The organism is Fulvivirga lutimaris, assembly GCF_009711525.1.
GTDB lineage: Bacteria > Bacteroidota > Bacteroidia > Cytophagales > Cyclobacteriaceae > Fulvivirga > Fulvivirga lutimaris.
Map to the genome: position 1 here is coordinate 1 of NZ_SMLV01000360.1, position 19,393 is coordinate 19,393.

Sequence of the window (19,393 nt, forward strand, 5' to 3'; positions counted from 1 at the left end):
TTGTGCGGTTATCGGGTTTGCAAAGCCAATAAGCTTTTCAATTAATACTGATAGACTGTGTTTATCTTTTGTCTTGTATGCCAGCAGATAAAGAAGTGCTTCAGATTCAAGTAGAATAAATCGTCTGATATCAGAATTCCAGGTAATATCATTTATAAAACTATCGAAGTTAGATTTAAATGAATTACTAACTATTATAAAGCCTATGCGCTTATAGCCTTGTTTTATCAACTTGGGACAATAGTGATTTATATATTCTTTAATCGCTCTATCATCCACACCTAGTGAATAACCACCACTATATGCTTTTGCATCAACAATAAATGCGGTATTCTCCTCCCTGTATTTAATAATTGCATCAGGATTCCGGCCTGTGCCTTGGCCGAGCGCTTCAACTTCAAAGTCTAATAGATTGAATACCTCAGCTACTACTTTTTCAAATTCACTCCCCTTAGAAGAGGCAGATTTCTCATTATTTGAACCAATATCCTTTAGCCGAGCTACTTTAGGAATGATGTAATCTTCAAGATCAAAGCTTGCATTTAGTGTAATCTTTTTTTCTTGCTCAATATGTTTTGTTGCAACTACGTCTTGCTTAATTTCTTGTTTTTGGTTCGGATTTCCTTTGTAGTTCCAAAACGCATGTTCTGTTGCCCAGTAGTCAATGTTTCTTGAAGTATATTTTGATAGAATTAACTTTATTTGATCAGTTAATTCATAAAAGGATTTATATGTATCAACTTGGTTCTTTTGATCCACCCAGAGACCTAATTCAACATAAGAAGCAATTTGTGATGTATACATTACAGGCCATTTTTCGGGGTTGAAAACTTGCCAGAAGTAAGACAAAAAATATCCAACCGAACTGGACTTAGCTACTTTTCTTTTATCAGAAGCCTTTTCCATGATAATATCACAGAAAGCTTCTAATTTTCTGATTTTAATTAAAGCTTCTTGGGGGTCTTTGGGCTCACTTATGCATTCTTTTAGTAACAGAGTAAGTTGATCAATTTTTCCCTCATTAGTTTTAACTAATTGGTTGAAGAACATTTGCCCTTTTATAGATGTAAATCCCCATAAATTATTGCGCTTATTGATACTATCAATACTAGTTTTGAACTCATAGATGTCTATTTCTGACTGAAAAAAAGAATCTATTATTTTTTTAATATCTACAATAACCTCATGTCGAGAACTATCAATATCTCTTAAAACATTCCCTTTAGTGTCTTTGACTGTTCTATCAGAAGAAATGTAGGCATCCCAAATTTCACAAAGGGTGTTTTTAATCTCTGTTGTTATCATTCTATATGTAGTCTAAAATTTCTTTGTCTTGATAAATTATTGTTCCATGCTTTCGATTCGGCAGAAAATACTGGCGAGTTTGGACAAAGTATGTACTCTATTTGCTTATTTGAAATAACGTACTAGTTTTATTTTCCTTAGAAAGAAAATCACCTTACCATAATCTGATTGCTTGTAATCACCTCTCAGTAAGTCGGCAACTTTCCAAATGAGGTCAGCTTTTTCTCTAAAATTTTGCATTAATTGGTTTATTAACAGCATTAATTTTGATTCTCATTTCATTTGAAATGATTCTGATTATTTATATGTATAATTTAAGATGTAATTTAACATTATACTGCAACCATTCAACATGTTCAGGTATTTTCCTTACACCATCCCCCTCGCCTCCTCCTTCATCACCTCCAAATCACCCAGTAGGTCAGGGTGGAGCTCAGTGTTTTTTATTTCGGCTAAAAGCTGATGTAGTTTTTGTATGCCTGCGGCTCTTTCTTCTATTACATTATCATCAAGGCAGTTGAGCAAATCGAGGCTGCAGTCGTATTTTATTTTGCTGCTGTTAGGCAGTATTTCTGTACCGGCCATCAGGGCCTGCAGGCTCGCTTCCTGGCCATTGCTGTCCCTCAGGTGGTGCGACAAATCGAGGATAAAATCTTCCAAGGTCTTGGCGCCAAACATTTCCTGATGCTCTTCCAATATGGTTTTAGTCACCTGCTGAGCAAAGGTGGTGTCTACTTTTGGTGGTTTGTCAAAGTAGCCTACTAACAGGCCTCTGATCAAATGGATGGCATGCAGGTCTACCGGTTTTTGATTTTCAAAAAGCTCTTTGTCGGGGCCATCTACGAAGTAGGGGAGGCTAAAGTCTTTTTTGGCTTTCAGGCGCAGGCCTATGGGTGAGGTTTTGTCAAAGTGTTTCCAAATGATAGAATAATTACTCATTAGTATTAAGGTTTTGGAGGGGTAAAGATAGGGTTACATTGTCATCCCTGAAATTTTATCCTTTGAAAAAGATTAAATAGAAAACGTCATTTCGAAGCCCGATTTATCGGGTGAGAAATCTCCCTATAGTTTTTGCTAATTAATCAGGAGACCTCTCTTCCGATTTACATCGGAAATCGAGGTGACGGTAATAAGTAAGTGTCGTCACTTCGAAGGAGGTACGACTGAGAAGTCTCCTTATACTAATGGGGAGACCTCTCACCCTAAAGGGATTCGAGGTGACGTAATGGAGATACCGGATAAATTAAGCCCTTTAGAATTTAGGGCTGAATTTTCCGGCATGACGGGCTAATATTAGTCCTCCAGAATAAAGCCTTTGCTATGGATATTACTGATTTTTATCGATATGTCGTCACTCAGGTGCTTGCGGAGTTTGTAGATAAACACATCCATACTTCTGCGTTTGAAATAGTCGCTTTCGCCCCAGAGAGCTTTTAAGATCCTGTCGCGCTCTACCAGCTGGCCTTTTTCTGCGCACAGCATGGTCAATATTTTACTTTCCTTTTCTGTAAGCTGCGCTATGTTATCATTTCTTTTCAGCTGCTGCTTGCTGGTGCAGAAGGTGTAAGTGCCTATTTTATAATTATCGGTTACAGCAAGTGGCTCCGGATTACTTCTTCGTAATATCGCACCTATTCTGGCTATCAACTCTTCTTCATCTACCGGCTTGGTGATATAATCATCGCACCCGGTTTTAAAACCTTTCAGCTTATCAATCTTCAATGACTTGGCGGTAAGAAAAACCACAGGTACAGCTTTGTTAATTTTCTTGATCTCGCTGGCCAGCTCAAATCCATCTATTTTCGGGATCATCACATCTAAAATGCAGATATCAAACTGCGAAGCTTTGAAAGCATTTAAACCGGCTTCACCATCCTGCTGCCATGCTACCTCATAGTCGTTCATCTGAAGATATTCTTTAAGGATATATCCCAAACTTTGATCATCTTCTACCAGTAGTATCTTGTTCATTGTGCGGGTAAAAATATTTTGAATTCACTGCCTTGTTCAAACTCACTCTGCAGGTTAATCACTCCCTGGTGTGCTTCAACGATACTTTTAACATAACTCAAACCAAGGCCAAAGCCTTTCTTTTGAGGTGCATTATCCTTCTGCACCCTGTAAAACCTTTCGAACACAAAGCGCTGAATCTCTTTTTTAATGCCTACGCCATTATCTTTTATACTTAGAATAATGCCTTCGTTAGAATCTTCAGTAGTCACTTCAATTTTTGGAGGCTTATCGGTATACTTTTGGGCGTTGTCTATCAGGTTGTAAATAATATTGTTGATGTGGGTTTCATCAGCCAGAATGCTATGCTTGGTAGCCTTCAGGTTAAGGGAAATGCTGCCTTTCTTTTCTTCTATGATGATTTTAAATCCCTCCAGTACTTTCTGAATAGAAACATGCAGGTCAACTTTTTTCTTTTCGAGGGTCAGGTTTCCGGAATCTATCAGCGCCATCTGCAATATCTTGTCCACCTGGGTTTGCAGCCGCTTACTTTCATTGCTGATCAGCGAGAGGTATGCGTTCATTTTTTCGCTGGAGTTAAAATCTGGACTGAGCTTCATTGACTTGGCCGCCAGCGAAATGGAAAATATTGGAGTTTTAAATTCGTGGGTCAGGTTGTTGATAAAATCACGTTTAAGATCAGATAGTTTTTTCTGCTTTCTGATGGTGTAGATCATATACGCGAAGGCACCTAGTACAAAAATGATCAGGATAAAGGTCACGATAAGAATCGGCCCTGCTTCACTGAGCACGGTCGCTTCTTTATTGGTGTAGGTCATCGAAATGTCCAGGGTATTCTCCAGGATCATACAAAAGCACAGGTGGTTTTCAGCTCCCAGCACCGCCTCAGCCTCAGCCTTTGGCCTGTAGGAGCGATGGTTATTATGGATTAAACAGCCATATTCATTGGAAAGGAAACCATCCACCCGATAATCTAAGGAAGGGTAGTTCAAAGAAATTACGCGTTGAAGTTCTGTTTGCAGCAGTTTCTGAAGCGGATGGTTAAGTTCTTCTGAATTGCTAAAGCTAAAATTTTCGGTGCCCTGATAGCTGCCTACAAGAAAGGCTAGATCAGTATTAAACATCATGTCGTCATAAAGGTCTGACAATATGTTCGCCATAGAAAACTCTATGTTTCGCTGGTTTCTTTCAATGTCCTTTTGCAGGATGTTATATTGAATAAACAGCAACGTGGCCAGTGATAAGAGTACCACTACAAAGAGTGAAATTATGGTGTAGCGCGACCATTTCATTAGAGCGAAATTAGCCAATTAACATTATACAAAGCATTTTGGTGGCCTATTTAACTTACTCTTAACTTTTTTAACTTTTGGTTGTGATGGTTTAACTCACCGTTAACTCACCTGTATAAGTATATGTCGTAGAATGCACTAAAATTCTACAAATGAAAAAAACATATACATCCATTTTATTACTACTGGTCATAGTGCAATTCGGCTTTGGCCAACAATCAAGAAACATGTTAGTGTCACCATCATGGCTGCAGGAGCGGGTTAATGATGATGATATTGTCATACTGGCAATTGGCAAAGAAGAAAGTTATGCGAAGGAGCACATCCCTGGAGCACTTATGCTCGACTGGGAAGAATATACTTTTAATGATGATACCCATGATTTTGATCTGAGAACGGTAGCAGAGCTTAAAGATATATTTGAAAGCAAGGGCTTAGATGATGGTGATAAGGTAGTGATTTACACCAGCGATAATTGGGTATCGATGATCACCCGGGTTTACTTCACCCTCGATTATTTGGGTTATGCTGATAATACTTACCTACTCGATGGTGGCATTCAATATTGGAAGGCAGAGGGTGGCGCAGTTACTGATGAGGTGAAAGCGGTAAAGAAGGGCAACTTCACCCCTAAACCGAGAAAAGAAATATTGGCAGATAGAGCTTATGTTCTATCGCATCTCAATAACAACAATGTCAATATCGTAGATGGCCGGGCAACAGTTTTCTATGAGGGTATAGATGCTGGTAATGGTGGCAGGAGTAGGAAAGGTCATATTCCTGGCGCCAAGTCAATTCCGTATACCAGCCTGGCCAAACTTGCAGATCATGGGGCCTATAAGTTCAAATCTTTGCAGGAGATGGAGGAGATTTTTAAGGCGCAAAATTTAGATCATTCCAAACAGCTGCTGCTTTATTGCCATATCGGGATGCAGCTTACTGTGGTGTACACAGCCGCAAAGATGCTCGGATACAAGGATATTAAGGTCTATGACGGCTCATTTTACGAATGGGGGCCAGATGCTTCTTTACCGATAGAACTGGAGACTAACTGATGACAAAAGGTTCACTAAAACAGCCTCAACCTTACTGGAATCCGTACTTGTGCGGGATTGGTCTGGGGCTGGTGCTGCTCACTACTTTCGTGGTAATGGGCAGAGGCATTGGTGCTTCAGGTGCCATGACTTCTGTGGTTTCTGTTGGGGTTAATGCGGTGTCTGAAACGCATGCTAGTGCCAACGCTTTCTATGCTGGTTACTTGGGGGATGGTACGGTCAGCCCGCTCAAAGACTGGCTGGTATTTGAGGTGCTGGGAGTGCTTATAGGTGGATTTCTGTCGGGAATTTTTGCTCACAGAACCAAATTGAAAGTGGAGAAAGGAAAGTCGATCTCAAGAAATGGCAGATTCTTATTCTCTTTTGTCGGGGGAATAATCATGGCCTTTGGCACCAAGCTGGCCAGAGGCTGCACCAGTGGTCAGGCCCTTACGGGCGGTGCTTTAATGAATGTCGGTAGCTGGTTATTTATGATATCACTTTTTGCCGGAGCCTATGGCATGGCCTGGTTTGTAAGGAGGCTTTGGATATGAACGGACCTTTTTATGAAAATGGCTGGATAGGAGAAGAGGCCAGCCTTTTGATTGCTTTGATCATAGGCCTGGCCTTTGGTTTTTTCCTTGAACGTGCTGGTTTAGGCAGCGCCAGGAAGCTGGCAGCACAGTTTTATGGTAGAGATCTTACAGTCTTTAAAATGATGTTTACGGCCATTATTACCGCTATGATTGGTGTCTATTGGCTGTCATGGTTTGGCTTGTTGAATTTGGAGCTGGTCTATCTTACGCCAACTTATGTGATGCCGCAGATCATAGGAGGACTGGTGTTTGGCATTGGTTTTATAGTTGGAGGCTATTGTCCGGGTACCTCATGTGTGGCTTCAGCTACTGGTAGTATTGACGGTATCGTAAATGTAATCGGCCTGTTGTTGGGCATTCTCCTTTTTGGTGAGTTGTATCCTTACCTCGAGACTTTTTATAATTCTACACCCTTGGGTCAAACCACCATGGTCGAATACTTTGATTTACCTGCTGGATTGATGGTTTTTATTTTGGTAATGGTGGCATTGGGAGGGTTTTGGTTGTCTGAGAAATTGGAAGCTTTAAATGCATCAAATGAAGGTGAATAAGTTAAGCAGCATTTCATTAAACAAGAAGTTGGCCGCTTTGGCTTTTATTCTTGCTGCATTGGCCATGGTAGCTTCTTTTGTTGCTCCTCAAGGACTTAAAAATGAAAATGACAGGCCACCTTTTATTTCGGTGGTCACGCTGGCCAAGGCCATTAAAAACAGAGAAGACTTTCGCTTGATAGATCTCAGAGATGCAGCGGCTTATGAAGAATTTCATTTGCCTTCAGCGGTAAATATTTCTTATGACTCAGCTTTAAAAATGGACTTTAAGCAGAAGGTGATATTTTATTCTGGTGACGATTATCTTGCCAAGAGGCTATGGGAAAAGCGGCATGAAACGCTGGCGCCAAACGCCATGGTTTTATATGGTGGTGTTCATGATTGGTATGAGAAGTTGCTATATCCGGAGCTGCCAATAAAAATCCCTGAACAGCAGAGGTCTATGGTTAATCAGGTGATTGAGTTGAGCACCTATTATGGTGGTCATATTGAGTTTGTAGAAAGCCAGGAGGTGTTAGATTATTATGAATATGATCTCAATAAAAAATACTGGCCCAGAGCTAACCGCACCAATGGTTTGGTTAGGAAAGGGTGTTGATATAATGCATAGAGTAGGAGAATCAATGGCAAGTGCTAATCATCTGGCCCCTGATATTTTTTGGTTTAGGAACCTTTGAATAAGGGTCAAATCTTAGTAAATTATTAAAAAAAAATGTGGAGGAGTATTTCGCAAAATTTCGTAAAAATATAATAGGCATAAATCATAAAGTCAGCACGCCTTATCATGAAGCTATTAAAATAGTTTATGCCGACTGGACAGCCAGTGGAAGGCTGTATCAGCCAATAGAAGACACACTACAAAGTAAAATTTATCCTTTAATTGGTAATACCCATACGGAGACCACCGCCACCGGACAGGCCATGACTTATGCTTATAATGAAGCTAGAAATATCATAAAGGCCCATGTTGGTGCTTCCAGTAATGATGTTCTTATAAGTGCTGGATCGGGTATGACTGGTGCGGTGAACAAGCTGCAGCGAATACTTGGGCTTAGGGTGCATGAATCCTTCCATAATAGTTTGACTGAGAATGAGCGGCCTATAATTTTTATCAGTCATATGGAGCACCACTCTAATCATACCAGTTGGCTGGAAACTATTGCTGATGTGGAAATTGTGGCCCCTGACACCAATGGCCTTGTATCTGTTGATAATTTTGAGAAAGCGTTAGATAAGCATCAGGACAGAAAGCGGAAAATTGTAGCTATTACCGCTTGCTCCAATGTCACAGGAATTACAACACCTTTTATGGATATTGCCGCTGTGGCACATCGTGCAGGAGCACTATGCTTTGTTGATTTTGCCTGTTCAGGCCCTTATGTTGCTATTAATATGCATGAGGATGATAAGGCGGGCCGATATTTAGATGCTATTTATTTCTCACCACATAAGTTTTTAGGCGGACCTGGTTCTAGTGGAATTCTCGTATTTAATAAGAATTTATACCACAACAATGTTCCTGATAATCCTGGTGGTGGCACAGTAGACTGGACCAACCCATGGGGTGAGCACAAGTATTCTGATAACATTGAAATACGTGAGGATGGTGGCACGCCACCAATTTTACAGACGATAAGAGCAGCCATGAGTATTCAGCTGAAAGAAACCATGGGTGTTGAAAATATTAGCCCAAGGGAAGAGGAGATAGTGGAAATGGTATGGAGCCATTTGGATGACATTCCGAACATGCATGTGCTGGCTGGAAATATTAAAAAAAGGCTACCTGTTGTTTCTTTCTACATTGACGGTCTGCATCATAATTTGGGGGTTAAAATTTTGAATGACAGATTTGGCATTCAGACCAGAGGAGGCTGCTCATGTGCAGGTACCTATGGCCATTATTTACTGCATATTGATAAGGAGCATTCCCATAGCATCACCGATCAGATTAATCTTGGTGACAACACCAACAAACCCGGATGGATAAGGATGTCATTTCACCCTACGCAAAGCAATGAAGAAATAGTGTTTATTCTTAAGGCAATTCAGCAGTTGGCAAGCAATTTTGAAGCGTGGTCAAAGGATTATTCCTGTAACCTGGCTGCCGGAAGTATCAAATGTATAAAGGATGATAATACTCAGCGTTTGGAATTTGAAATCAAAGAAATACTACACCAGAGCTTTACCCATTAACATCTTTAAACTTTCTGTTTTATGGCCTCATAATTGATTATTTTTGAAGTCATGAAGATTACTCAAATTCTGACAATCGTCACCGCTGTCTTTTTATTATCAGCACTTAGCCTAAAGGCTCAACCCGCTTCTGGTCAGTGGCAGGGTCAATTAGAATATGAAGAGGTAGATGTGCCTTTTACTTTCGAGATAAAATACAATGGCAAGAAGCCTGTTGTCACCCTGATTAATGGTGATGAGAGGATAGAGCTAAAAAAAGTCAAGATAGAGGGTGATTCTATCATCATTCCATTAAAACCATTTGATGCTGTGCTAAAGGCCAAATATGAAGAGCATGAAATGACTGGCTGGTGGAGTAAGGGTTATAGAAAAAAGAGTGTTCCTTTCAAGGCGACTTATGGCGTGCCGCGTTTCAATCCGGGTGGACAACCTACAATTAAAATTTTAGAAAAGCTGTCAGTCACGCTCAAGCCTGAAAATGGAGCAGAATATCCAGGGGTTGGAATTTTTAATTTGTTAGATAATGGGATAGTTACAGGTACACTCCTGACGGGGGTAGGTGATTTCAGATATTTTGAAGGTGTAATGCAGGGCGATTCTCTCAAGTTATCAGCATTCGATGGTACCCATGGGTTTATGATTGTTGGCGTAAAAAATGAGGAGGGTTGGAGTGGTGAGTTTTATTTTGATTCGAGCTATAAAGAAGCATGGACAGCTTTAGAAGATCCTGCTGCATCACTTAAAGAGCAATTCGTTAAGGTGGAAGAAGGTCAAAGGCCTTATTTTGATATCTTAACTGCGGGTAATCCTTCTGTAAAGGTTAGCGAAGATGACTATTTCGATAAGGTACTCATCATCCAACTATTCGGTACGTGGTGCCCGAATAGCTTTGACCAAACCAATTACTTAAAAGAGTGGTATAAAGAAAATAATGAAAGAGGAGTTGAAATTTTAGCGGTGTCTTTTGAGGTGAATTTTTCTCAGGAATATGGTACCTGCAGAATAAATGACTATCAGGAAGATATGGATGTGCCTTATCAGGTGGTATTGGGAGGCAGGCAGAATAAGGGTGATGCCGCACTGGCATTTCCATTTCTGGATAAAATCAATGCCTTCCCAACTTTAGTGATTATTGATAAAAATGGCTTTGCTCGCTATACATGCAATTATTTCAATGGCCCGGCCACGGGAGAACTGTACAATCAGTTCGATGCCAATTTTAATAAGATTGTTAGCGAGCTTTTAGCCGAGTAGTCTAAACTGCTTTTTGCAGCTTCTTGTCATCAAGCTCTTTCTTCACATCTTCGGGAAGATCGATCTTCATGTTTTGCTGGCCCATCTTACATTGTCCATCGAATTTGGCGCCAGCCTCAACTACTAGTTTATTAGCAATAATATCGCCCTTTATAGAGCATGAGGGTTTCAATACAAGATTGTCAGAGATGATCAAAGAACCTTTAACTTCTCCTTCTACCTCAGCGAATTGAGCCTTTACATTTCCTTCAATAATAGCAGAATGGCCAATTACCACCTTTGATTTAGATACTATATCGCCCACTACTTTTCCTTCTACTCTTATATTACCATGTGTATGCACGTTACCAGTAAAAGTACTTCCCTTACCTATTATATTGTTTGCATTATGTGCTTCAGCTTGCATCTGTTGTTCTTTACTATTGAACATATGTCTATTTTGATTTTAAAGTGTACAGTTCGAAACTACCAGAAATAGGCTAATCTGACATTGGCTAATCTTTTGGTAGTTGATGAGTCCGATTAGCTGCATAAATAACAGTTAACTGACTGATAATCAAAGTTTGGCTTTTGTTAATTGAAATTCAGTAAATCCTGGGCGACATTAAATAATTATTCTTTATAAGTTAGCCACACATTTAACAGCCTATTTTATAATGTCAGAACATAAGCAGTATTCATTTTTTCAAAATGTCTATGACGTGGTGAGGCTAATACCGAAAGGGCGTGTCACCAGTTATGGGGCTATTGCCAACTACCTGGGAGCAAAGAGAAGTGCCAGAATGGTGGGGTGGGCAATGAATGCCGCACATGGTCTTGACGATGTCCCCGCGCATCGTGTGGTAAACAGGGTAGGACTCCTTTCTGGTAAAAATCATTTTTCAGAGCCTGATAGAATGGAGCAACTCCTTAAAGATGAGGGAATTACGGTGGTGGAGGATAAGATTAAGGACTTTAAAGATGTTTTTTGGGATCCAATGTCCGAATTAATCTAAATCTTACATTCCCATATCGGGAAACAAAATCCAGTATTGAAACAAAATGGGATATATACGACCTAAAAATAGCGTTTAAAGCGGTTTTTTGGTTTTGGCACTCATGTTGAAGTATGTGTTTTAAATTAAAAACATTACACATGAAGACTTTAGCACTAATATCCACCGCCTTACTTATAAGTGTTTCATCATTCGCAAAGATAAGCGAGCCATCAGTTGAGCTTATCGATACTGAAGCCAAAAACATATTGAAGTTTAAAGTTAAGAAGGACTTGGTAGGTGCTACTATCAAGTTGCTTTATTCAAATGGTGATGTAGTAACCCAGGAAGAGTTAGTAAAAAAGAAAATGATTATTGACTTCTGTGACTCAAGAGACGGGTCATACACTGTAGTAATAGAAAAGGGGAGTTATACGGAGAGGATACAGGTAAAAAAAGATTTGGAACAAGGGGTTCAGTGCAGAAAGCAGTCTCTCATACTTGGTGCAAAAACGAGATAAGAATATGATAATGCTAGATAAATGCGCATTCATGCACTTGGCTGAGGCATTGTAAATAGAAGAGTAAAAGATTTTTGTTGGTTTTATAATATGCTGTGTTTGTTTTAGTTGGTTTTAATGTATGCAGCGAGGCCACTCCCCACAAGGAGTGGCTTCTTTCATACGGGCATTATATAAACCTCTTTCTTTAATCATTGGTCGCTTGTCAGGATTTTGATTGAAATAGTGTTGGTCCAGCGATGCCTAAAGAATTTTAAATCAAAAGGTTGTGAGACTCAAGGCTCATGATGGGAGCATTTGTTTCAAATTGGGATAAATAAAAATGACAGGGTGCCTCTAAATGTCTTTAAATGCGGTTTTCGCCATTGGCACAGCCCTTGTAATAAGTTAAGTACATGATTTAGGTTGATTTTAAAGATATGCTGTATTTGTTTTAGTTGGTTTTAATGTGTACAGCGAAGCCACTCCCCCCAAAAGGGAGTGGCTTCTTTTTTTGTCACAATCCACCTCGCTAGAATTTTACTCTGATCAATCCTTTCTTCAGAGCATAAGGAATTCATTAAAGGAGAATTCAACAACATTAATTGGGCACGCTTTTTATCTGCGCAGGCTTCATTACGGGAGGGGTTGTCTCAAATTGGGAGAAATAAAATTTAAAAAGTGCTTTTAAATGCATTTAGAGGACTATAGGTCCGTTGGCACAACCCTTGTAATAAGTTAGGCACATGATTTTTGGTTGATTTTAAGATACGCTGTGTTGTTTTAGTTGGTTTTAATATATACAGCAGGGCCACTCCATCAAAGAGTGGCCCTTTCTTTTTTAATTAGTAATAGAAGTCCCAAAAACGTTAGCCCTCCATTTACAAGTAATATTTCAAAACCGAATTTATAGCCGTTGAAGAATTGCTCCGAATTGAGGTTAAGGTAATAAGATATTACCGGAGACAAAATACAAACAATAGGGACTACCCAATCGCGTAACTTGAAGTTTGTGAACAAACCAAAGGTATAAAGCCCTAATAGCGGTCCGTAAGTATAGCCAGCAGCTTTAAATACAGAACTTATTACAGCGTCATTGTTCAGGCTTTTGAAAGCTATAATGACACCAAATAGTATTATTGAAAATCCTAAATGGATTAGAAGTCTCAAATTCCTTTGACTTTTAACATTTTCTAAGGTTTCCTCACGCTGGAAGTTTAAGAAGTCAACACAAAATGATGTGGTCAATGACGTTAATGCAGAATCGGCACTTGAGTATGCGGCTGCTATTATTCCCAGTAGGAATATAATACCCGTAATTATATCAAAATGCTGCAGCGCTAGTATTGGGAACAGATCATCACTTCTTTCAGGTAGCGCAATACCTTTAGATTGTGAATAGATGTATAATAATGCCCCCAGGCATAGAAATAGCAGGTTTACAAACACCAACACAATCGAGAACCAAAACATGTTCTTTTGTGCTTCACCTATGTTTTTGCAAGTCAGGTTTTTCTGCATCATATCCTGATCAAGTCCAGTCATAACTATAGCGATAAATGCACCTGATAAAAACTGCTTAATAAAATGGCTACTCTCGTTCCAATCCCAAAAGAAGACTTGAGAAAAGCTACTTTCTTTTACAGTGCTTACCATTTGTGCAAACCCCATGTCCAACTCCGTATTAATGTTTTTTATTACAATAACTACCGCCATCAGCATAAATAGCGTTTGCAGGGTGTCTGTCCATACTATGGTTTTAATACCACCTCTGAATGTATATAGCCATATCAGGCCAATAGTGATGGCAACCGTGACGTGGAAAGAAATCTCCCAGGCATCGAAAATGGCAATTTGTAAAACTCCTGCTACAAGAAACAACCTGAATGATGCTCCAACTATTCTGCTTATAAGAAAGAAGAAAGCCCCTGTTTTATAGCTCCAAAAACCGAAACGGTCTTCCAAATACTGATATATAGATATCAGGTTTAGTCTGTAGTATAAAGGCATGAGTATAAGTCCGATAAAGGCATAGCCTACCAGATAGCCAAGCACCATTTGCATGTAGCCAAATTGTGTGGAAGCCACCCAGCCTGGAACAGAAATGAAGGTAACACCAGAGAGTGAGGCGCCAATCATCCCAAAGGCCACCAGATACCATGGTGATTGCCTGTTTCCTGTAAAAAAAGTAGAGGAATCGGTCGTTCTGCTTGTTAGAAATGAGATTAAAATCAAAACCGAGAAATAGACAAATATTACGGTGACAACCAGTTGAGGGCTCATAATTTTAGATGCTTCTTATTTTTTTCTACCTTTGGCAAACTAAACAAAACTACATGGATTTCGGATATAGCTACCAAGAAGAGGTTGATGTTTTAGAGGAGGTCAGTACTAGCGACCTTAAAGACCTTGTAGTATTTAATGATGATTTCAACACTTTTGACCATGTCATTAATACACTGGTAAAGGTATGCAGACACTCTGTTGAGCAGGCCGAGCAATGTGCATGGATCATCCACTACAAAGGAAAATGCACTGTTAAAACAGGGACATTGATAGATCTCAAGCCAAAAAAAGAAGCCATCTGCGAGGCTGGCATCGATGCTCGGGTATTGTAATATCTCTTTCATGATCTAAAAAATACCTGGATCATGGATAACTTCTTCTCCACCAAACATTTTTATTTAATAAGAATCCAGTTTCTGGGCTTTAGGTACCATGGCTGGCAAAAACAGTCAAATATCAAGACGGTGCAGGGAATGGTTGACAAGACCATTGCTTATGTGTTGCAGCATAAAAACTTCAAAACGCTCGGTTGCAGTAGAACTGATGCCATGGTTTCAGCCAATGACTTTGCACTTGAGTTGTTCTGCTATGAGCAAATGCCTGACGATTTTGTAGCTCTTCTAAATAAAAACCTGCCTCCAGACATTAGGGCGTTATCTATTGAGCAGATTGATGAAAGCTTTAATATTATTCAAGGGGCTAAAGAGAAGGAGTATCACTATGTTTTTGGTTTTGGAGAAAAGGCTCACCCATTTGGAGCACCATTTCTTACCTTCCTTCAAGATAAACTTGATATCGATTTAATGAAATCTGTTGCTCCTAAATTTATTGGGGAACATAATTTCAAGGCTTTTTGTGTGAATTCTGGTGAACAGTCACAGGTTATAAGAACAGTCACAGCTTGTAGTATTGTTGGAAATAATCAATATAAAGGAAGTTTTTTACCTGATGATAGCTTTATGCTTATTGTAAAAGGACCAGGTTTTGGCCGCCATCAGGTTAGAATGATGATGTCATTCTTGTTTGAGGTCGGTAGAGGTAATTTAGATAATGAACATCTTAAAAAAGCCTTAAGCATCGGAGATGCCAACTTTTCTATTAGTCCTGCACCAGCATCTGGTTTAATCTTGCATAAGGTTGACTTCGCAAAGTAATTTTTGCTGCATTAGTTTAATTATATTTGCCAGCTATGGAATACCCTTCAAAACTCATAGAAAGAGCCGTTGAGGAAATCTCAAAACTTCCGGGAATTGGAAAGAAAACCGCGTTGAGGCTAGCCTTGCATTTGCTCAAAGAGAGTGAAAATAATACACTGTCGTTGAGTGAAGCATTGGTTGATTTGAGAACAAAAACGAAATATTGTAAACTGTGCCTCAATATTTCTGATGCCGAAGTTTGCAATGTTTGCAGTAGCCACAGAAGGGATCGTTCAATAATCTGTGTGGTAGAAGACACGAGAGATGTGCTGGCCATAGAAAACACCTCACAATATACAGGTCTGTATCATGTGCTGGGGGGTGTTATTTCACCTATTGAGGGCATAGGGCCTGGCGAGCTTAATATCGAGCAGCTTTTAAAAAGAGTTGAAAACACTGAAGATCCCGTTAAGGAAATTATATTCGCACTTAGCCCGACCATGGAGGGTGATACAACGGCTTTTTACCTCACCAAAAAGCTCAAATCATTTGATGTAAATATCAGCACTATTGCTCGTGGCATACCTATTGGTGGTGAACTTGAATATGCAGATGAAATTACACTGGGCAGATCAATTGTGAGTAGAACATCCTATAAACAAGGAGATTAATTAAGCTGCCAATTATAATCTTTCAATTTTTAGTAACTCAATCACATTCTCTATATTTTTGGCCTCTGAATTTACAGCATACAGCACATTTATGAATTTATCTGATAGAATTAACAACATGGAAGAGTCTGCCACACTAGCGATGGCAGCAAAAGCTCGTGAGTTTAAATCACAGGGCATTGATGTAATAAGTCTTAGTTTGGGAGAGCCTGATTTTAAGACTCCTAAACATATTCAGGAAGGTGCTAAGAAGGCTATAGATGAAGGTAAATACTTTGCTTATCCGCCAGTTGCTGGTTATATGGATTTGCGCGAAGCAATTGCTGCTAAATTGAAAAGAGAAAATAATATTGACAGCAAGCCTGAAAATATTGTTGTTTCAAATGGTGCAAAGCAATCAATCGCGAACGTGATGTTTGCCCTACTTAATCCGGGTGATGAGGTAATTGTCTTTTCCCCATTTTGGGTAAGTTATTCAGCGCTTATTCAGCTGGCAGAAGGAACTCCGGTTTTCATCAAGGGAGGTATAGAAAATGATTTTAAAGCAACTGCTGAGCAATTGGCAGCGGCTATTACGCCAAGAACAAAGGCGATAATTTATTCATCACCATGTAATCCAACAGGCTCTGTTTTTACGAGAGAAGAGTTGGAGGCTATTGCTGATGTTATTCGCGACAAGGATATTATTGCCATAGCTGATGAGATTTATGAGCACATCAATTTTACTGGTGACCATGTAAGTATGGCTTCTTTGCCAGGCATGCTTGACAAAACAGTTACAGTTAATGGTTTTGCTAAAGGTTTTGCTATGACAGGATGGAGAGTGGGGTATATATCTGCTCCAAAATGGATTGCAGATGGCTGCAACAAGATGCAGGGACAGGTAACGTCTGCTAACTGCTCGATCGCTCAGAGGGCTGCTTTAACAGCCTTAACTTCTGATCTTGGCCCAACTAAAGAAATGACCAAAGCTTATCATGAAAGAAGGGCGCTGGTATATGATTTATTGAAAGACATACCAGGTGTAAAAACTAATATGCCTACAGGAGCATTTTATTTCTTTCCTGATGTGAGTGAATATTTTGGAAAGAAATCTGATGACAAGGTGATTAACAATGCCGATGACCTATGTTTATACATTCTCGAAGAGGCACATGTTTCGCTTGTTACAGGAGATGCTTTTGGTGATCCAAACTGTGTTAGAATTTCATATGCAGCTTCTGTTGAAGAGCTTAAAGAAGCAATGTCCCGAATAAAATCTGCGTTGAGTAAACTTTCTTAAATGTCGTATTCTAATTTCAATCAGATATTCAATGCTTTTGAGGGCTTAAATGTGCTCATCATTGGTGATGTTATGATTGATGCTTATATCTGGGGAGCGGTGGAGAGAATTTCTCCAGAAGCACCAGTTCCAATTGTAAGGGCTACCAAACGGGACTATAGATTAGGCGGAGCCGCCAACGTAGCGTTGAACGTTCAGGCTTTAGGCGCTAACCCCATTTTGTGTGCAGTAATTGGTGATGATGAGGGAAGCACCAAGTTTAAAGAACGATTGGAGATCAACGGTATTTCTGATAAGGGAATAGTAGAAAGTTCTGAGCGACCTACAACAGTTAAAACAAGAGTACTGAGTGGTCATCATCATATGGTGCGTGTGGATGAGGAGACTGACAGAATTTTATCTAAAAGTGAAGAAAGCCAGTTGCTTAAAAGAATTGAATTGCTCCTTTCAGATAGTCAAGTGGTAATCTTTGAAGATTATGATAAAGGAGTAATTACAAAGAATGTTATTAAAAAGACTGTGGAGATGGCTAAGGCTAAAAATATTCCTACAGTTGTTGATCCTAAGAAGAGGAATTTTCTAGCCTATAAAGGCACAACATTATTTAAGCCAAATCTTAAAGAGTTAAAAGAAGGGCTGAAGTTGGACTTCGAAAAAGATAATCAGGTAGAGATTGAGAAGGCTGTTGAACTTTTGATTGAAAAGTTGGGCAGTGAAGGTTCTTTAATTACCCTATCAGAAAGAGGGGTCTTCATTCATTTTAAAAATGAAAAGCATCAGATACCCGCTCACTTAAGAGAGATTGCTGATGTTTCCGGAGCCGGTGATACTGTTATCAGCATTGCAGCATTGTGCATAGCTTTAAACCTATCTCCAAAGATAATTGCTGCCTTGTCAAATTTAGGTGGAGGACTTGTTTGTGAGCATATTGGCGTGGTACCAATAGATAAGAACGACCTGCTTCAGGAGGCAAATAAACTTAACATACCTCTATAAAAGAAAAAATCCCCAAAGCGCCTTGGCCTCAGGGATTTTTCTTGTCTATAGTTGGCTTTATGAATACTAAGTAAAGGGAACTTAACCGATTTTGACAGGCCGAGTCGGTATTTTGACCAAATTGCCGATGAACGGCATCATCTATCGATTAGTAATTCTCGAACTGTTCTTCAAGCGTGCCTAATTCTTCCAGATCAGCTACAATTTCTTCATCTAAAGGCGTGTCTTTAATGACGTTATAATTCTCCCAGAATTCACGATTGTACCGCTCGTCTTGATATTGAAGACCATAGCGCCTCATTTTTTCAGTTCCTGTTATGCGCTCGTAAGGGTTGGTTTCTATATTGTTAATTAGTAGCTCTTGCTGCAACTCTGTTTCAAATTTAAGCTCATCTGTTTTCTGATCGTACCAATTAATTTTTGAATCAAGCTTTATCAAATTGAGATACATTTTGCCCTGATACTCCTTAAAGTCAATGGATTTGGTGTCTGAAATGTATCTACTTACAAGGTCACCTTTTTTCCTAAGGATTTCATTGTTGAATGTTCGTTCATACTCCATTCTTACAATACCATAAGTTTCAACATCAACAAATAATTTGATATGCATGGTGCCCCCATTATCAGGGACCAGAAATCTTCCCTCTGCTACGTGCACTAACTGACCATTATATATTGTAGTCTCGCCACGTCTGAAACTGTTAAAAAAAACCTCTTGCATTGGAAATTGTCTATAGCGGATATTGTTGTGAAGGAGCAAATCTTCAAGCAGATTATACTTCTCAAAGTAGCGGGTAAACTTATTGCTGTAACCCAGGCTCTTGCGCACCTCCATCAGTGCTACTCTTTCTCTGAGTCTATTTTTGTTTTTGGGCTCCTCGTAATCTTCATCATAAATTTTGACTGCGGCCTCGAGCAGGGAAAAGTATTTTCCACCGACTTTTTTTAAATCACGGTAAAAACCATCCATTAAGAAAGGTTCCTTCGGGTAGTTCTTGTCAATTTTATTTAGAGCAGCACTTACAATGTCTCCGCCCGTTAAAGAATCTGTTATTACTACCTCATCTAGTACTTTTGATGCCCTTTTTAACCTAAATATTACAGTGTCTTTGTATGCATAATTTGAAATGGGCACTGAAAGATTTTGGTAACCCAACATTCTAATGACCATACGATAGTCCTTGTAGATGTAGGGCACATGGAAGTCAAATTCTCCAACAGCATTAGAAACTGTACCCACAGATTTTCCATCTATTCCGATAGATGCGAAGATAATAGGTTCCTCAGTTTCATCATCAACCAATTTACCTGAAATAGTAATTGTCTTTTGAGAAAATCCTAAAGCAGAAATG

Annotated in this window: 21 protein-coding genes; 13 read left to right on the forward strand and 8 right to left on the reverse strand. The window is 39.4% G+C overall.

From position 1 onward, the window contains the following. The 5 genes from E1140_RS21455 to E1140_RS09270 form a co-directional block, all read right to left on the reverse strand. A partial coding sequence (locus E1140_RS21455; RefSeq protein ID WP_185153506.1) for a restriction endonuclease occupies positions 1-1,305 on the reverse strand: 1,305 nt, incomplete at its 3' end. A gap of 105 nt (positions 1,306-1,410) precedes the next feature. Next, complete coding sequence (locus E1140_RS21670; RefSeq protein ID WP_221412668.1) at positions 1,411-1,545, reverse strand: type I restriction-modification system subunit M N-terminal domain-containing protein; 135 nt, start codon at positions 1,543-1,545, stop codon at positions 1,411-1,413. 129 nt (positions 1,546-1,674) lie between these two features. Then, on the reverse strand, positions 1,675-2,244 hold the full coding sequence (locus E1140_RS09260) for a hypothetical protein (protein WP_155182185.1): 570 nt from the start codon (positions 2,242-2,244) through the stop codon (positions 1,675-1,677). Between the two features lie 354 nt (positions 2,245-2,598). After that, positions 2,599-3,276, reverse strand: coding sequence for a response regulator transcription factor (locus E1140_RS09265; RefSeq protein WP_155182188.1), 678 nt, complete (start codon positions 3,274-3,276; stop codon positions 2,599-2,601). Beyond that, positions 3,273-4,568 (reverse strand): sensor histidine kinase, encoded by a 1,296-nt coding sequence (locus tag E1140_RS09270; protein ID WP_155182192.1) that lies wholly within the window; start codon positions 4,566-4,568, stop codon positions 3,273-3,275. Before E1140_RS09270 ends, E1140_RS09265 begins: the two co-directional genes overlap by 4 nt. Before the next feature lie 152 nt (positions 4,569-4,720). Between E1140_RS09270 and E1140_RS09275 the strand changes: the two genes are divergently transcribed. The 6 genes from E1140_RS09275 (at position 4,721) to E1140_RS09300 (ending at position 10,196) form a co-directional block, all read left to right on the forward strand. After that, complete coding sequence (locus E1140_RS09275; RefSeq protein WP_155182195.1) at positions 4,721-5,623, forward strand: sulfurtransferase; 903 nt, start codon at positions 4,721-4,723, stop codon at positions 5,621-5,623. Then, on the forward strand, positions 5,623-6,156 hold the full coding sequence (locus E1140_RS09280) for a YeeE/YedE thiosulfate transporter family protein (RefSeq protein ID WP_155182199.1): 534 nt from the start codon (positions 5,623-5,625) through the stop codon (positions 6,154-6,156). Before E1140_RS09275 ends, E1140_RS09280 begins: the two co-directional genes overlap by 1 nt. Further along, on the forward strand, positions 6,153-6,749 hold the full coding sequence (locus E1140_RS09285) for a YeeE/YedE thiosulfate transporter family protein (protein ID WP_155182202.1): 597 nt from the start codon (positions 6,153-6,155) through the stop codon (positions 6,747-6,749). The genes E1140_RS09280 and E1140_RS09285 overlap by 4 nt, the downstream gene beginning before the upstream one ends. Continuing rightward, the gene (locus tag E1140_RS09290; RefSeq protein ID WP_185153507.1) at positions 6,736-7,347 is read left to right on the forward strand and encodes a rhodanese-like domain-containing protein; all 612 of its coding nucleotides are present in this window, start codon (positions 6,736-6,738) and stop codon (positions 7,345-7,347) included. The genes E1140_RS09285 and E1140_RS09290 overlap by 14 nt, the downstream gene beginning before the upstream one ends. A 116-nt stretch (positions 7,348-7,463) precedes the next feature. Next, positions 7,464-8,942: an aminotransferase class V-fold PLP-dependent enzyme gene (locus E1140_RS09295; protein ID WP_185153508.1), complete on the forward strand. Its 1,479-nt coding sequence runs from the start codon at positions 7,464-7,466 to the stop codon at positions 8,940-8,942. A gap of 51 nt (positions 8,943-8,993) precedes the next feature. Continuing rightward, the gene (locus E1140_RS09300; RefSeq protein WP_155182208.1) at positions 8,994-10,196 is read left to right on the forward strand and encodes a TlpA disulfide reductase family protein; all 1,203 of its coding nucleotides are present in this window, start codon (positions 8,994-8,996) and stop codon (positions 10,194-10,196) included. A gap of 1 nt (position 10,197) precedes the next feature. Here the strand turns inward: E1140_RS09300 and E1140_RS09305 are convergent, their stop codons facing one another. Next, positions 10,198-10,626: a bactofilin family protein gene (locus E1140_RS09305; RefSeq protein ID WP_155182210.1), complete on the reverse strand. Its 429-nt coding sequence runs from the start codon at positions 10,624-10,626 to the stop codon at positions 10,198-10,200. A 226-nt stretch (positions 10,627-10,852) separates the two neighbouring features. On the opposite strand from E1140_RS09305, the gene E1140_RS09310 reads away from it, so the two are divergent. Beyond that, complete coding sequence (locus tag E1140_RS09310; protein WP_155182213.1) at positions 10,853-11,191, forward strand: MGMT family protein; 339 nt, start codon at positions 10,853-10,855, stop codon at positions 11,189-11,191. Positions 11,192-11,331: 140 nt separating this feature from the next. Continuing rightward, a complete protein-coding gene (locus tag E1140_RS09315) occupies positions 11,332-11,691 on the forward strand; it encodes a hypothetical protein (RefSeq protein WP_155182218.1) in 360 nt (119 codons plus the stop codon). 798 nt (positions 11,692-12,489) lie between these two features. On the opposite strand, the gene E1140_RS09320 is transcribed toward E1140_RS09315, so the two are convergent. Next, positions 12,490-13,953, reverse strand: a complete 1,464-nt coding sequence (locus E1140_RS09320) for a sodium:solute symporter (protein ID WP_155182221.1) — start codon at positions 13,951-13,953, stop codon at positions 12,490-12,492. 53 nt (positions 13,954-14,006) lie between these two features. On the opposite strand from E1140_RS09320, the gene E1140_RS09325 reads away from it, so the two are divergent. From E1140_RS09325 to E1140_RS09345, 5 genes are all read left to right on the forward strand, one after another. Next, a complete protein-coding gene (locus E1140_RS09325) occupies positions 14,007-14,288 on the forward strand; it encodes an ATP-dependent Clp protease adaptor ClpS (RefSeq protein WP_155182224.1) in 282 nt (93 codons plus the stop codon). A gap of 33 nt (positions 14,289-14,321) precedes the next feature. After that, positions 14,322-15,110, forward strand: coding sequence for a tRNA pseudouridine synthase A (locus E1140_RS09330; RefSeq protein WP_155182226.1), 789 nt, complete (start codon positions 14,322-14,324; stop codon positions 15,108-15,110). Between the two features lie 35 nt (positions 15,111-15,145). After that, a complete protein-coding gene (recR, locus tag E1140_RS09335; protein WP_155182229.1) occupies positions 15,146-15,763 on the forward strand; it encodes a recombination mediator RecR in 618 nt (205 codons plus the stop codon). 91 nt (positions 15,764-15,854) lie between these two features. Then, positions 15,855-17,045: a pyridoxal phosphate-dependent aminotransferase gene (locus tag E1140_RS09340; RefSeq protein WP_155182232.1), complete on the forward strand. Its 1,191-nt coding sequence runs from the start codon at positions 15,855-15,857 to the stop codon at positions 17,043-17,045. Continuing rightward, a complete protein-coding gene (locus E1140_RS09345) occupies positions 17,046-18,041 on the forward strand; it encodes a bifunctional heptose 7-phosphate kinase/heptose 1-phosphate adenyltransferase (RefSeq protein ID WP_155182235.1) in 996 nt (331 codons plus the stop codon). A gap of 148 nt (positions 18,042-18,189) precedes the next feature. On the opposite strand, the gene E1140_RS09350 is transcribed toward E1140_RS09345, so the two are convergent. After that, a partial coding sequence (locus E1140_RS09350) for a carboxypeptidase-like regulatory domain-containing protein (RefSeq protein WP_155182238.1) occupies positions 18,190-19,393 on the reverse strand: 1,204 nt, incomplete at its 5' end.